Origin of the sequence: Bradyrhizobium centrosematis (genome assembly GCF_045571495.1) — a bacterium.
GTDB lineage: Bacteria > Pseudomonadota > Alphaproteobacteria > Rhizobiales > Xanthobacteraceae > Bradyrhizobium > Bradyrhizobium centrosematis.
This window is the reverse complement of sequence record NZ_CP120703.1, coordinates 7,540,151-7,554,233: the sequence shown is the minus strand read 5'-3', so window position 1 is coordinate 7,554,233 and position 14,083 is coordinate 7,540,151. Positions and strand designations below refer to the sequence as shown.

Here is a 14,083-nt window from a genome sequence, read left to right as displayed (position 1 = left end):
GCATCGCCTGGGAACGACGGTGTGCGGCGCCTAAATGGCCTTCACCCTCACCCGCAACCCGTCCCGCGGCTTTGGGATCGGCCACATCTGCCAGTCCGGCTTGTAGCCCGGCTCCAGCGACACTTCGAGGTTCTGCAGGAAGTGCCGAGCGAAGCATTTCGCTTGCATGTAGGCGAAGTGCAGGCCGAGACACATATGGGCGCCGCCGCCGAACGGAACGAAGGCGAAGCGGTGACGGTTCCGTTGCGCCTCCTCGGTGAAGCGCAAAGGATCGAAGCGATCCGGCTCCGGCCAGATGTCCTTCATGTGATGGGTGTAGAGCGGATTGACGCCGACCGCGGTGCCGGCCGGAATCGTAAAGCCCTTGAAGGTGAAATCGCGCATCGCGCGGCGCGGCATCGAGGGCACCGGCGGCTTGATCCGCAACGCTTCCTTGAACGCCATCTCCGACAGCGGCATCTTCTCGAGATCGTCGAAACTGCTCGGCGCGTCCGCCGCAAGCCCGAGCGCGAGAACTTCCGCGCGCAGCCTGTCCTGCCAGTCCGGATTGGCGGCGAGCTCGCCGATGAAGGAGGTCAGCGACGAGGTCAGCGTGTCGTGCGCCGCCATCATCAAGAAGCTCATGTGGTCGATGATGTCCTGCTCGGACAGCAGCGCGCCATCCTCATGAGTGGCGCGGCAGAGCTGCGAGAACAGATCGTCGCCGCCGTGATTGCCGCGCCGCAGCGGGATCTGCTCGCGGAAATAGGCGACGATGCGCCTGCGCCCTCTGACGCCGGCCGCCATCTGGGTGCCGGGCAGGGGGCGGCGGATCGGAGCCACGGCGGCCGCGACCATGTCGACGAAGGCGCGGTTGATCTCGTCGACCTCCGGCCCGATATCGGCGCCGAGGAACGAGGCCGCGGCGAGATCAAGCGTAAGCTGCTTCATCGCCGGGTAGAGCTGCATCTCGCCCTGCCGGGCCTTCCATTGCGCGACGCGCGCGGCGATGCCGCGGTCGAGATCGGCCAGATAGGATTTCATCGGCCCGGACTTGAATGCGACCGACAGCGTCTTGCGGTGCAGCCGGTGCTCGTCGAAATCGAGCAGCATCAATCCGCGCGGAAACAACAGGCCGAGCACCTTGTTCCAGCCGTGGGTCGAGGAGAACAGCTTTTGCTGGTCGAACATCACAAGCTCGTTGGCCTCGGGCCCGAGCAGCACGACGTTGGTCTCGCCGAACACATGGGTGCGGTAGACCGGACCATATTTGGCGCCGTTCGCCTCGATATGGCCCTTGGGGTCGGCCAGCACCTGCAGGGTCTTGCCGATGATCGGCCAGCCTTCGTCGCCGGGAATGTGCGTCAGGGCGTTGCGTTTGGGCGCGGTGAAGCCGGGCGCCGTTGCGGCCACATTCTGCATCGACATGACGATTGCTCCGGTTGAGCAAGGCTGATCCGATCAGCTTAGCACAGCCGCGCGCGATGTGCCGTTCCTGCGTGCGAAAATGCCGCGGCCTGGTGCACCTCTCCCCGCCGGGGAGAGGTGCACCCAAGTGGCGCCGATCGCACCTACCGCTTCGCCGCTTCCTTCTGCAGATCCGGGGCGTTGACGGCGGGGATGGCGACGCGGCCGGGGCCCGTCACCTTCAGCGCCTCGGCGGCCTTCTCGTTCTCCATGATCTTGGCCATCACCGCCTGGCCCGCGCGCTCGAAGATCGCGCGGTTTTCGATCACGAATTTTTGCGACCGCCGCAGGCCGTCGATATAGCCGTTGATCTCCGGCACGACGTAGCGCGCCACCATGTCCCAGCTTCGGCGCGTCGCTTCCGGATTGGCCCAGTCATGCACGAAGCCGATGATCGCGCCGACGCCGCCGGAGACCTGCATCACGTTCTTGATGGTTCTGACGAGATCGTCGGGCGTGCCGATGGTGGAGGCCGCGCCTTCGACGAAGGCGGTCTTGTCCACGGCTTCATCCGGCGAGGAGAATGCAGTGAGGCCCGGCCGCTGCAGCGTGCCGACACTATATTCGTTGTGCCAGCGCATCAGCCCGGCGCCGGCCTCCTTGCGCGCCTGCTCGCGGGTCTCGGCGATGTGGAAGGTCAAGAGCACGCGCCAGTCGGCGCGGTCGACCTTCGTGCCGTGCTTCTTCGCTGCATCCTCGGCGAACTGCCATTGCTGCTGCAGCGACATCAGGCCCTGCGTCGTCATCGAGCCCAGCGAGATGATGCCGATGCCGTACTTGCCGGCGAGCGTCATGCCCGACGGCGAGATCTGCGAGGCCACCACGAACGGCATCTCCTCCTGCAGGGGCAGGATCTGCAGCGCGGCGTCGTTCATGGTGAACCAGTCGCTCTTGGCGGTAACGCGCTCGCCGTTGAAGAGCCGGCGGATGATACCGATCGCCTCGTCCTGGCGGTCGCGCTGCGTCATCGGGTCGATGCCGAGCGTATGCGCGTCGGAGGCGAGCGCGCCGGGGCCGGAGCCGAAGATGGCGCGGCCGCCGGTCATGTGGTCGAGCTGCACCATGCGCTGGGCGACGTTGAAGGGATGGTGATAGGGCAGCGACACCACGCCGGTGCCGAGCTTGATCCGCTTGGTGCGCTCGCCGGCGGCGGCCAGGAACATCTCGGGCGAGGCGATCATCTCCCAGCCTGACGAATGGTGCTCGCCGCACCAGAACTCGTCATAGCCGAGCGCATCGAGCTGCTCGACGAGATCCAGGTCGCGCCGGAACTGGAGCATCGGATGCTCCCCGATCGGGTGATGCGGGGCAAGGAAGGCTCCGAACTTCAGGCGCGCCATGGTGTTTCTCCGGCTTCGATTTTCTGCTTGTTGAAGCAATGAGGCTACGTGTCCGAGCGCGCGAGCGCAATCGCGCGATGTCCCGCGTTACGGAATGCCGGCATGCGTGGAGGCTGGATGCTCCTTCGCCTTGTCCGGCTTTCGGAAGGCTCAATTGCACTTGAGCGGCTTTCTTCACGGCCATGCTTCGAGACGCCCGCCTGTGACGGGCTCCTCCGGATGAGGTCGGAGTGCCCGGGATCAGCTTCAACAGGCGCCGATGCTGCTTAGCCTCATCCTGAGGAGACCGCTGAAAGCGGTCGTCTCGAAGGACGAGGCGCGCGCTCCGAACCTTACCTGCGAGGTAATCGCGTGTCTGCATGCGGTCTGCAATCATAGGACAACGACAGTCCAAAGCCCCACACCGATGCACCAAATCGTCACAAAGCCAATCGATTCGACCCGCCGCTGGTGGGTGCTGGCCATCGTGGTGGCCGCGCAGTTCATGTTCGGCGTCGATGCCTTTATCGTGAACGTCGCCATCCCCACCATCGCAGTCGAACTGAAGGCGACGCCGGCGGAGATCGAATCCGTGATCGCGATCTATCTGATCGCCTATGCCACGCTGGTCGTGACCGGCGGCCGACTCGGCGACATCCACGGCACCAGGAACGTCTTCCTCGCCGGCGTGCTCGGTTTCACCCTGACGTCGCTGTGGTGCGGCCTCGCCCAATCGGGCGCGGAGCTGATCATCGCGCGGTTGGCGCAGGGTGCGACCGCGGCGCTGATGGTGCCGCAGGTGCTGGCGACGCTGCATCTGCTCTTCACCGATGAATCGCGCAGCCGCGCCTTCGCCGTCTACGGCATCGTGCTCGGCCTGGCCGGCGCCGCGGGCTTCCTGCTCGGCGGTCTCTTGATCGCAATTGACTTTGCCGGCACCGGCTGGCGGTCGGTGTTCTTCGTCAACGTCCCCTGCGGCCTCGTCATTGCGGCGGCTGCCTGGCGCATCATGCCGTCGGTGCCGCGGCGACCAGGCACCCGGCTCGACATCAAGGGCAGCATGGTTCTGTTCGCGGGGCTGCTGTGCCTCATCGGCCCGTTGCTGTTCGGTCACGATCTCGGCTGGGCCCCCTGGGTGTGGGCCGTGATGGCGGTCGGTGGCGTCATCCTGGCTGCGTTCCTGAAGCTGGAACATGCGGTCGCGCGCGCTGGCGGCATGCCGCTGATCGACCTGACGCTGCTGGCGGACGTCGCTTTCCTGCGCGGGCTCGGCGCCGCCTTCTTTTTCTTCTTCGCCAATCTTTCGTTCTACCTCGTCATGACACTGTTCATGCAGCGAGGCCTCAATATCCCGCCGCTCGCGGCCGGCTTGGCTTTCATCCCGCTCGCGCTGGCCTTCGTCGTGGCGTCGCGCCACAGCGGTGCGCGGGCGCGACATCGCGGCACCAAGGTGCTGATCGAAGGCTGCGCAATTCAGATCGCGGGCCTCGCCGCGCTCGCGCTTGTTGCGGGCTGCGTCGATGCGCCGTCGCCGCTCCTCATCGCGCTCACCATGATCATCTTCGGCTACGGTCAGGGACTGGTGATGGCGCCGCTCTCCGGCGCGGTGCTCTCGACCGTGAAGCCCGCCGCCGCAGGCTCAGCCTCCGGCATCTACGGCACCATTGCACAGATCGGAAATGCGGCCGGAGTGGCCGCAATCGGCGCGGTATTTTTCGCGGTCGACGCGTTGCAATCAGCGCGCGCAGGATTTCTGGTCTCGCTTGTGCTGTTTGTGACACTCATCATGATCTGCGTCGCATTTCTGTCGTGGCTGCGCCGCGCATCTGCATGAAGTTGAGGCATTGCGGTTAATACGTGCGGATTCCACCTGAATTTGCCGTGATTTTCGCTGGATTGACAGCGCACGGACTTTTTATTTTGCGGCGCAGCAACTATCTGGTTTGGCTGGACGTTGAACGTCGCCCACCAGGAATTTGCCGTGTCGTTAGCCAGAAATGTCGATCTGTTGAGACGTCTGCCCAGGCTGGACGGTCTGCGCTTCGCCGAGCCCGGCCGTAGCGCCGATGCCTCCAGCCCGTTGCAGGAAGTCACCGGCTTCGGCAGCAATCCCGGCGCCTTGCGGATGTTCGCGTTCGTGCCGCCGCAGTGGCAGAAGCCGCGCGCGCTCGTCGTCGTGCTGCATGGCTGCGGCCAGACCGCGGCTGCTTACGACCTCGGCGCCGGCTGGTCGACATTGGCGCGGCACTACGGCTTCGCGCTGTTGATGCCCGAGCAGCAGCGCGTCAACAACGGAAATACCTGCTTCAACTGGTTCAATCCGGAAGACATCACGCGCGGCAGCGGCGAGGCGCATTCGATCCGCGAGATGATCGCGCATATGGTGAAGGCACATCGCGTCGATTCCAGGCGCGTCTTCATCACCGGCCTGTCCGCCGGCGGCGGCATGACGTCGGTGATGCTCGCGACCTATCCGGAGGTCTTCGCGGCGGGCGCGGTGATTGCGGGGCTGCCTTATGGCATCGCCTCGAACCTGCGCGAGGCACTCGACGGCATGTTTCATTCGCCGGCGCGCCCGGCGCGCGAGCTCGGCGATCTCGTGCGTAACGCCTCGGATCATCGCGGTCCCTGGCCGAAGATCTCGGTGTGGCACGGCAGCGCCGACCGCACCGTCAATCCCGGCAATGCCAACGAGATCGTCAAGCAATGGCTCGATCTGCACGATCTGCCGGAGGCGCCGATGGCGGAAACCATCGTCGACGGCTATCCGCGCCAGGCCTGGTGGGGCAAGGACGGCGAGACGCTGGTCGAGTCCTACGCCATCACCGACATGGCCCACGGCACGCCGCTGGGGCTCGCCGACAACGATCAGCGCTATGGCGTCGAAGGCGCGTTCCTGATCGAGGCAGGCATTTCCTCGTCCTATCACATCGCAAAGTTCTTCGGCCTCACCGACTGGATCGCGGAGGCGGCAAGGGCGGAAGCCAGGCCGGCCGCCAAGCCGGTGCTCTCGCCCGCGCCACATCTCGCCCGCTCGATCCGCGCCGCCGAACAGCCGGCGGAGCCGAAGCGTGAGCAGGGCCGCAGCTTCGACCTCGGCCAGATCATCACCCGCGCGCTGACCGCGGCGGGATTGATGAAGTAAGCCTCGATCCCCGCTGTCGTCCCGGACAAGCGCACCCCAAGCGCGCCCCAAGCGCGCGCCGATCCGGGACCCATACTCCCAGAACTAAGTGAGACGCGAAGGCATAATTCCGAGTCCCCCTAACCACCTCTCCCTGTGGTGATGGGTCCCGGATCTGCGCTGGCGCTTGTCCGGGACGACAGTTGAGTCTGTGGCGACGCCGTCGCTTCATCACGACTTCGTCTGGTCGATCCACTCGATCGGCGTCACCGTCACCTCGCCGCCGGCGATCCTGCGCGTCATCTCCTGATATGCCTTGAAGAAGTCGCGCGATTGCAGCGCTTTCTGCGCGGCGTCATCGGCGACGCTGGCGAGGTGGAAATAGCTGTTGCCGTCGCGGGCTTTCAGCACGCGATAGCCGATCCGCCCCTTGAGCTCCGGATCGCCGTCGATCGCCTTGACGAAGCGGCCGATCTCCCTGTGCCATTCTTCCGTCGTGCCGCTCTTGAAGTCGTATCGGATCATGAAGTGCTTCATGTGACGCTCCCTGTTGGTCATGTGCGTCATCATCTGCGGCTTGGAAGCGATCCTGCAAGTATGGACAAAATTGATAGTATGGACTTTTTCGCCGTCGCTCCTATCCTTTCGGCGGGCTGGCTGCGCATGGAGGAGACGACATGGCCAAGGCGAATCTTGCGCGCAGCTGTCCGGTCGCGGCCTTTCAGAAGATGATCAGCGGTAAATACAAGCTGCGCATCGTCTGGGACCTCAAGGACGGCCCGCGCCGTTATGGCGAGATCCGAAGCGGCCTGCTGCGCGGGGCCAGCGGCAGCGCGGAGATCACTCCGCGCGTGCTCAGCCGCGAACTGAAGGCGCTCACCGCGAGCGGCCTGATCGACCGCAAGGACTTTGGCGAGGTGCCGCCGAAGGTCGAGTATCGCCTCACCCGCAAGGGCAGGAGCTTCGTGCCCGTCGTCGCGGCGATCCGCGAGTGGGGTGAACGTCACCTTGGTGAGACCGCCGCGCTCGTGGACGCGGCGGAGTAAGCCTCACATCTCGCCGGTGATGAACGGATTAGTCATCCGCTCCTGGCCGATGCTCGAGCCGGCGCCGTGGCCGCAGATGAAGCCGACGTCGTCGCCGAGCGGCAGCAGCTTGGTCAGAATCGAGTTGATCAGCGTGGCGTGACTGCCGCCGGGCAAATCGGTGCGTCCGACCGAGCCTGCGAACAGGACGTCGCCGACATGGGCGAAGCGCAGCTCCTTGTTGAAGAACACCACGCTGCCGGGGGAGTGACCGGGACAGTGGAAGATGTCGAACGACAGATCGCCGATCGACACGCTGTCGCCCTCGGCGAGCCAGCGGTCCGGCGCAAAGTTGCGCACGCCGGTCATGCCGAACCGGGCACCGCTCTCGACCACGTTGTCGAGCAGGAACTTGTCGGCTTCATGCGGGCCTTCGATCGGCACTTTCAGGGCATCGCGCAAATCGGCCGCGCCGCCGACATGGTCGATATGGCCGTGGGTCAGCCAGATCTTCTCCACGGTGACGCCGGTCTGCTTGATCGCGTCCAGGATCTTCGGCACGTCGCCGCCGGGATCGATCACCACGGCCTTCTTGCTGGGCTCGTCCCAGATGATGGTGCAGTTCTGCTCGAACAGCGTCACGGGAACGATGATCGCGCCCGCCTTGGCTTTGGTGTCATTTTGCTCGGTCATGGCGCCACAATGCCGATTTTTGCCAGGCCGCCAAGCAAAAGATTCGGGCCGCCTGCGGGGAACAACGGTCACACGGCCGTCCCAATTGGCCTGCCAATTTGAACCGGGGCGGCGTTGTCGCGTTCTCCCGCGCAAGACGCAGATTCTGGATGGTCTTCCGGCATGGCTCAAAGCAACGAAAACTGGTGGCGTGAGGGCATCTTCTATCAGGTCTACCCGCGCTCGTTTCAGGATTCCGACGGTGACGGCGTCGGCGATCTCGCCGGCATTTTGCGGCGGCTGCCTTACGTCAAATCGCTCGGCGTCGACGCGATCTGGCTGTCGCCGATCTTCCCGTCACCGATGGCCGATTTCGGCTACGACATCTCCGATTATACCGGCATCGAGCCGCTGTTCGGCACCATGGAAGATTTCGATGCGCTGATCGCGGCGGCTCACGACAACGGCCTGAAGCTGATCCTCGATCTCGTGCCCAACCACACCTCCGACCAGCATCCCTGGTTCGTCGAGAGCCGCGCCTCGCGCGACAATCCCAAGCGCGACTGGTACATCTGGCGCGATCCCGCGCATGACGGCGGCGTGCCGAACAACTGGCTGTCCGAATTCGGCGGCAGTGCGTGGCAGTTCGACGAGACCACCGGCCAGTATTATTACCACGCCTTCCTTGCCCAGCAGCCGGACCTGAACTGGCGCAACCCGGACGTTCGCGCCGCGATCTACGATGTGATGCGGTTCTGGCTGGAGAAGGGCGTCGACGGCTTTCGCGTCGACGTGATCTGGCACCTCGTCAAGGACGCCGAATTCCGCGACAACCCGCCCAACCCGCATTACGTCGAGGGGCGGCCGCCGAACGAAAAGATCCTGACGCAATATTCCACTGACCAGCCGGAGGTGCACGAGGTCATCGCCGAGATGCGGCGCGTCACCGACAGTTTTGGCGCCCGCGTCCTGATCGGCGAGATCTATCTGCCGCTGCATCGTCTCATGGCCTATTACGGCAACGACCTCACCGGCGCGCAGATGCCGTTCAATTTCGCGCTGCTCTCGACCTTCTGGAGCGCGCGTTCGATCGAGAAGATCATCGAGGATTACGAGAAGGCGCTGCCGCGCGGCGCCTGGCCGAACTGGGTGCTCGGCAACCACGATCGCCCGCGCGTGGCGAGCCGCGTCGGCACGGAGCAGGCGCGCGTCGCCGCCATGCTGCTGCTGACGCTGCGCGGCACGCCGACGCTCTATTACGGCGACGAGATCGGCATGCACCAGGTGAGGATCGCGCCGGAGGATGTGCGCGATCCCTTCGAGAAGAACGTGCCCGGCATCGGCGTCGGCCGCGACGGCTGCCGCACGCCGATGCAGTGGGATGCGACCGAATTCGCCGGCTTCTCCACGACGCGGCCGTGGCTGCCGCTGCCGGAGCACTATGTGCGTGACAATGTCGTCAATCTCGAAGCCGACGCACGTTCGATCCTGAGCCTCTACAAGCGCCTGATCCGCTTGCGTAAGAGCTGCCCGCCGCTGATCGCAGGCGATTATCATCCGGTCGCCGCGCAAGGCGATCTCCTGATCTATCGCCGCGAGGCCGAGGGCAAGGCGGTGATCGTGGCCCTCAATCTCGGTTCCGACCCGATCGCGGTGACGACGAGCGCGATCAAATTCGGCAGCAGCATAATGCTGTCGACCTTCCTGGATCGCGAGGGCGAGCGGATCGAGGGCGTGATCGATCTGCGCGGCAATGAGGGCGTCATCGTCGCTCCATCCTAGCTGTCGTCCCGGACAAGCGCGCCGCGACGACGGAAAATCATGGGCACCGCTGTCCCCCGTCATTGCGAGCGCAGCGAAGCAATCCAGGATCTTTCCGCGGCGACAGTCTGGATTGCTTCGCTGCGCTCGCAATGACCATTGTTGAAGCAGCGGAGCAAACGGCGCCCACATCACCCCGGATGCTTCTTACCCCGCACCGCATTGCGGTCGATATCGCTCCGCTTCAACAGATAATCCAGCCCGCCGACGCGATACCAGCGATAGCCGTAGGGCTCCAGCACGACGCGGTGCTGGCCACGCTTGTCGGCGTGGCTATGGTCCTCCGCGAGCAGGTTGATCAGGTGCGCGCCGGTATCGCCTGGCAGCCCCGCCGAGAACGCGATCTCGCGCGGCTTCTCGTCGAGATTGTGCACGAACAGCACCGAATTGTTGCGCCAGTCGTAGCGCATGATGAAGACGGCAGGGTCGCGCGTCGCAATGACGGTGAAATCGCCCCAGCCGACCTCCGGCACCTCTTTCCGCATGCGAACGATGCGCTCGGTCCAGTTCAGCATCGAGTTCGGATCGCGCCGCTGCTTGGCGACGTTGACGTGCGGATAGCCATACGGCCCCTTGTCGATCACCGGACAGGCCGGCTTGTCGCTCTTGGTGAAGCCGCCATGCGGCTCGGTCGACCATTGCATCGGCGTGCGCGCGCAATTGCGTTCGGGCAACGAGAGGTCGTCGCCCATCGCGATCTCGTCGCCGTAGCGGATCACCGGCGTTCCCGGCAGCGTGCACATCAGGCTGTAGGCGAGCTCGAGCCGCCTGCGGTCGCCGCCCAGCATCGGCGCGAGACGCCGGCGGATGCCGCGGTCGTAGAGCTGCATGTCCTTGTCGGGACCGAATGCCTTGAACACGGCATCGCGCTGCGCCTCGGTCAGGCGGCCGAGATCGAGCTCGTCGTGATTGCGCAGGAACAGACCCCATTGCGCCGTGGCGGGCCGCGGCTTGGTCGCCTTCAGCGCCTTCGCCAGCGGACGGCAGTCGGCGGAGGCCAGCGCATAGAACAGATGCTGGTTGACGTGGAAGTTGAACATCATGTGCATGCGGTCGGCGTCGCGGCCGAAATACTCCATGTCGGTCTTCGGCAGCACGTTCGCCTCGGCGAGGATGATGGCATCGCCTTGTCGCCATTGCAGGAACTCGCGGAATGCGCGCAGCATATCGTATTGCTCGACCGGCTTCTTCACCTTCGCGCCCTTGGTCGCGATCACGAAGGGCACGGCGTCCATGCGGAAGCCGGAGACGCCGAGCTGGATCCAGAAGCCCATGATCTTGAGAATTTCCGCCTGCACATGCGGGTTCGACGTGTTGAGATCGGGCTGGAAGTCGTAGAAGCGGTGGAAGTAATACGCGCCCGATTCCTTGTCGCGCGTCCAGGTCGATTTCTGCACGCCTGGAAACACCATGCCCTTGTTGGCGCCGGCCGGCTTTGTGTCGGACCAGACATACCAGTCGCGATAGGGCGAGTTCTTGTCGCGCCGCGCTTCCTTGAACCAGGGGTGCTGGTCCGAGGTGTGGTTGACGACGAGGTCGATGATGACGCGGATGCCGCGCTGCTTGCAGCCATGGGCGAACTCGACGAAATCGCCCAGCGTGCCGTAGCGGGGATCGACGCTGTAATAATCGGCGATGTCGTAGCCGTCGTCGCGGCCGGGCGAGGTCTGGAACGGCATCAGCCAGATCGTGGTGATGCCGAGGCCGTGAAGGTAATCGAGCCGGCGCAACAGGCCCTTGAAATCGCCGACCCCGTCGCCGTTGGCGTCCATATAGGAGCCGACGGACAGGCAGTAGATCACGCCGTTCTTGTACCAGAGATCGTCGATCATGCGCGAGCGGCCTCGATCCTCCGCCAGGGTGCGGCGGCTGCGTGATAAGCGCGTGGGGGAGATGAGGTTCCGCGGCTCCATCGGGCAGTGTCCGCCCGTCACGGAATCGGCTACTCTCCCCGCCATGGACAACACCGCCCGCAACATCGCCCTTGTGCCACCGCCCGATCGCCGCCAGTCCGAGACGGCGCTCGCGATTGCGCGCGGCACCTCCCGGCTGCTCCGCTCGCTCGGCTTCTCCTGCATCAGCGAATTGCCGCTGCCATCGGGCCGGCGCGCCGATCTGGTGGCGCTGAACGAGCGCGGTGAGATCTGGATCGTCGAGATCAAATCGTCGGTGGAGGATCTGCGTGCCGACCAGAAATGGCACGAATACCGTGCCCATTGCGACCGGCTGTTCTTTGCCTTCACGCAGGATCTGCCGTGCGAGATCTTTCCGGAAGGCACCGGCCTGATCGTCGCCGATGCCTACGGCGCGCATCTGCATTGCGAGGCGCCCGAGCACAAGCTCGCCGCCGCCACGAGGAAGCAGATGACGGTGCGGTTTGGAATGGCCGCGGCCTTGCGGATCAACCGCCTGGTCGATCCGCAGGGCCACGCGGATTTCTGGGAGTAGGGTGGTCTCTTGTGCCGGACGCTATCGGCCCCGGCTCAGCGGCGCATCGCCGAAGAAGCGCTGCGCGTCCGGGGCACGAGTGCGGCGGAAGCTTACCTCGGCGCGCGCTTGGCCAGGATTCGCTGCAGGGTGCGGCGGTGCATATTGAGCCGGCGTGCCGTCTCCGAGACGTTGCGGTTGCACATCTCGTAGATGCGCTGGATGTGCTCCCAACGCACGCGATCGGCGGACATCGGGTTGGTCGGCAGCTCGGATTTCTCCGCGTTGGTCGACAACAGCGCCGCGACGACGTCGTCGGCATCGGCGGGCTTGGAGAGATAATCGATCGCGCCCATCTTCACGGCGGTCACGGCGGTGGCGATGTTGCCGTAACCAGTCAGTACGATCGCGCGCGCATCCGGGCGCTTCTTCTTCAGCGCCGAGACCACGTCGAGGCCGTTGCCGTCGCCGAGCCGCAGGTCGACCACGGCGAATGCCGGTGCCGCCTTGCCGATCTGCGCGAGGCCGTCCGAGACGGTATCGCATGACGTCACCGCAAAGCCGCGCGTCTCCATGGCGCGCGACAACCGCTCCAGGAACGGCTTGTCGTCTTCGACGATGAGCAGCGAGCGATCGGTCTGTTCATTCAGTTCGGCGATGGCGTTCAAGGTTTTGTCCTCTCTCCAACGCGTCTACATATGGCCTCGCAATCGGGCGGTGCCAAGGCCGCCGATAGTCGATCGGCCCCGTTGTGCGACGCAAGGTCGCGGCCCCGAGCGCAATGAATTGTCATCGCGCTCGCGATTGTTGTTTTCAGCGTGATCCTTTCGGAAAACCGCTGAACACTTTCCCGGGATCATGCCTATCCCATTGTTTCTTCGAGGGTCTCGATAGCCTCAAAGCGATGTCGCGGCCACGTGATCTGGACCACGGCACCGTGTTCCGGAAACGTCCGGTTGGTAAACGAGACCTTGGCGCCGGTGCGTTCGAGCAATGTGCGCGCGATGAACACGCCGAGCCCGAGGCCGCGCCGTTCACCGCTGCCATCATCCTGGCTGCGCCGCCGCGACAGATAGGGCTCGCCGATGCGGTTCAGGATATCTGGTGGAATGCCGGGCCCGTCGTCGGAGACGACGAGCTCGATCGTGTCCCTGTTCCACCACGCGTTCACCTCGACCGTGCTGCGGGCGAAATCGACTGCGTTCTCGACGATGTTGCCGAAGCCGTAGAGGATCGCCGGATTGCGCGAGCCGACCGGCTCGGCCACGGCGGCAACCGCGATCCGCACCTTGATCTCGACGCCGAAATCGCGGTGCGGGGCCACCACCTCCTCGATCAGCTCCGAGAGCTTCATGCGGTCGAACGGCGCGCCGGTGGAGGACAGCTGGGTGATCTTGCTGAGGATATCGCGGCAGCGCTGGGTCTGTTCGCGCAGCGTCTTCAAGTCGGCGGCAAAGCTGGGATCCTTCACGGTCTTTTCCAGCTCGCGCGAGATCAGGAAGATCGTGGCGAGCGGCGTGCCGAGCTCGTGCGCGGCCGCGGCTGCAAGCCCGTCGAGCTGGGTCAGATGTTGTTCGCGCGTCAGCACCAGCTCGGTTGCGGCCAGCGCGTCGGCGAGCTTGCGCGCCTCTTCCGTCACCTGGAACGAGTAGAGGCTGGTGACGCCGATCGCGAGCGCGATCGAGAGCCAGACGCCGACGAGATAAATCGGCGGCAGCACCAGCGGATCGTCCGAATCCCAGGGCAGCGGCAGGTGGAAGAAGAACAGCACGGAGGCGCAGGCGACCGCGAGCAGGCCGAGACCGAACGTGAAGCGCGCCGGCAGCGCCGTGGCCGAGATCAGCACCGGCGCGAGAAACAGGAACGAGAACGGGTTCTGCAAGCCGCCGGTGAAGAACAACAGGCCGGCCAGCTCCACGATGTTCAGCGCAAGCAGGCCGGCCGCCTGCATCGGCTCCAGCCGCTGCATCGGATTGACCGCGGTCTGGAGCGCCAGATTCAGCGATGCCGACAGGGCGATGATGCTGACGCAGGGAACGATCTCGACATTGAACTCCAGCCCCTGCGCCACGATGAAGATCGCGGCGAGCTGGCCCAGCACTGCGAGCCAGCGCAGCCGGAGGATCGTGTCCAGGCGGATATGCCGCTGCGCGTGGCGGAAGTTGGAGGCGGCAATTTCGGTCATATCGGCCAATGTGGCGGCGCCTTCTGAGGTCACATACGCTGGGCTCGCGGAACCACCGGATTAC

12 protein-coding genes are annotated in these 14,083 nt (G+C 64.8%); 5 read left to right on the top strand and 7 right to left on the bottom strand.

The features are described from left to right. Nucleotides 1–30: 30 nt before the first annotated feature. Nucleotides 31–1,407 (bottom strand): cytochrome P450, encoded by a 1,377-nt coding sequence (locus tag P6U31_RS35555; protein WP_407186247.1) that lies wholly within the window; start codon nt 1,405–1,407, stop codon nt 31–33. 143 nt (nt 1,408–1,550) lie between these two features. Further along, nucleotides 1,551–2,786: an LLM class flavin-dependent oxidoreductase gene (locus tag P6U31_RS35550; RefSeq protein ID WP_407186246.1), complete on the bottom strand. Its 1,236-nt coding sequence runs from the start codon at nt 2,784–2,786 to the stop codon at nt 1,551–1,553. A gap of 406 nt (nt 2,787–3,192) precedes the next feature. On the opposite strand from P6U31_RS35550, the gene P6U31_RS35545 reads away from it, so the two are divergent. Next, nucleotides 3,193–4,599: an MFS transporter gene (locus tag P6U31_RS35545; protein WP_407186245.1), complete on the top strand. Its 1,407-nt coding sequence runs from the start codon at nt 3,193–3,195 to the stop codon at nt 4,597–4,599. A gap of 147 nt (nt 4,600–4,746) precedes the next feature. Further along, nucleotides 4,747–5,910 carry a PHB depolymerase family esterase gene (locus P6U31_RS35540; RefSeq protein WP_407186244.1) on the top strand — a complete coding sequence of 388 codons (1,164 nt, stop codon included), beginning with the start codon at nt 4,747–4,749 and terminating at the stop codon, nt 5,908–5,910. Nucleotides 5,911–6,120: 210 nt separating this feature from the next. On the opposite strand, the gene P6U31_RS35535 is transcribed toward P6U31_RS35540, so the two are convergent. Next, nucleotides 6,121–6,426 carry a hypothetical protein gene (locus P6U31_RS35535; RefSeq protein ID WP_407186243.1) on the bottom strand — a complete coding sequence of 102 codons (306 nt, stop codon included), beginning with the start codon at nt 6,424–6,426 and terminating at the stop codon, nt 6,121–6,123. A 140-nt stretch (nt 6,427–6,566) separates the two neighbouring features. Here P6U31_RS35535 and P6U31_RS35530 point away from each other — a divergent pair, with 140 nt between their 5' ends. After that, the gene (locus P6U31_RS35530; protein WP_407186242.1) at nt 6,567–6,935 is read left to right on the top strand and encodes a winged helix-turn-helix transcriptional regulator; all 369 of its coding nucleotides are present in this window, start codon (nt 6,567–6,569) and stop codon (nt 6,933–6,935) included. A gap of 3 nt (nt 6,936–6,938) precedes the next feature. Here P6U31_RS35530 and P6U31_RS35525 read toward each other — a convergent pair whose 3' ends face one another. Further along, entirely contained in the window at nt 6,939–7,607 is a 669-nt protein-coding gene (locus tag P6U31_RS35525; RefSeq protein ID WP_407186241.1) for an MBL fold metallo-hydrolase, read from the bottom strand. Between the two features lie 162 nt (nt 7,608–7,769). Here P6U31_RS35525 and P6U31_RS35520 point away from each other — a divergent pair, with 162 nt between their 5' ends. Further along, complete coding sequence (locus P6U31_RS35520; RefSeq protein WP_407186240.1) at nt 7,770–9,368, top strand: alpha-amylase family glycosyl hydrolase; 1,599 nt, start codon at nt 7,770–7,772, stop codon at nt 9,366–9,368. Between the two features lie 170 nt (nt 9,369–9,538). On the opposite strand, the gene P6U31_RS35515 is transcribed toward P6U31_RS35520, so the two are convergent. Further along, nucleotides 9,539–11,239: an alpha-amylase family protein gene (locus P6U31_RS35515; protein ID WP_407186239.1), complete on the bottom strand. Its 1,701-nt coding sequence runs from the start codon at nt 11,237–11,239 to the stop codon at nt 9,539–9,541. A 124-nt stretch (nt 11,240–11,363) separates the two neighbouring features. On the opposite strand from P6U31_RS35515, the gene P6U31_RS35510 reads away from it, so the two are divergent. Beyond that, a complete protein-coding gene (locus P6U31_RS35510) occupies nt 11,364–11,855 on the top strand; it encodes an MmcB family DNA repair protein (protein WP_407186238.1) in 492 nt (163 codons plus the stop codon). Between the two features lie 92 nt (nt 11,856–11,947). Here the strand turns inward: P6U31_RS35510 and P6U31_RS35505 are convergent, their stop codons facing one another. Both P6U31_RS35505 and P6U31_RS35500 read right to left on the bottom strand, forming a co-directional pair. Continuing rightward, nucleotides 11,948–12,502, bottom strand: coding sequence for an ActR/PrrA/RegA family redox response regulator transcription factor (locus tag P6U31_RS35505; RefSeq protein WP_407186237.1), 555 nt, complete (start codon nt 12,500–12,502; stop codon nt 11,948–11,950). 194 nt (nt 12,503–12,696) lie between these two features. Next, nucleotides 12,697–14,019 carry an ActS/PrrB/RegB family redox-sensitive histidine kinase gene (locus tag P6U31_RS35500; protein WP_407190047.1) on the bottom strand — a complete coding sequence of 441 codons (1,323 nt, stop codon included), beginning with the start codon at nt 14,017–14,019 and terminating at the stop codon, nt 12,697–12,699. Nucleotides 14,020–14,083 lie beyond the last annotated feature (64 nt).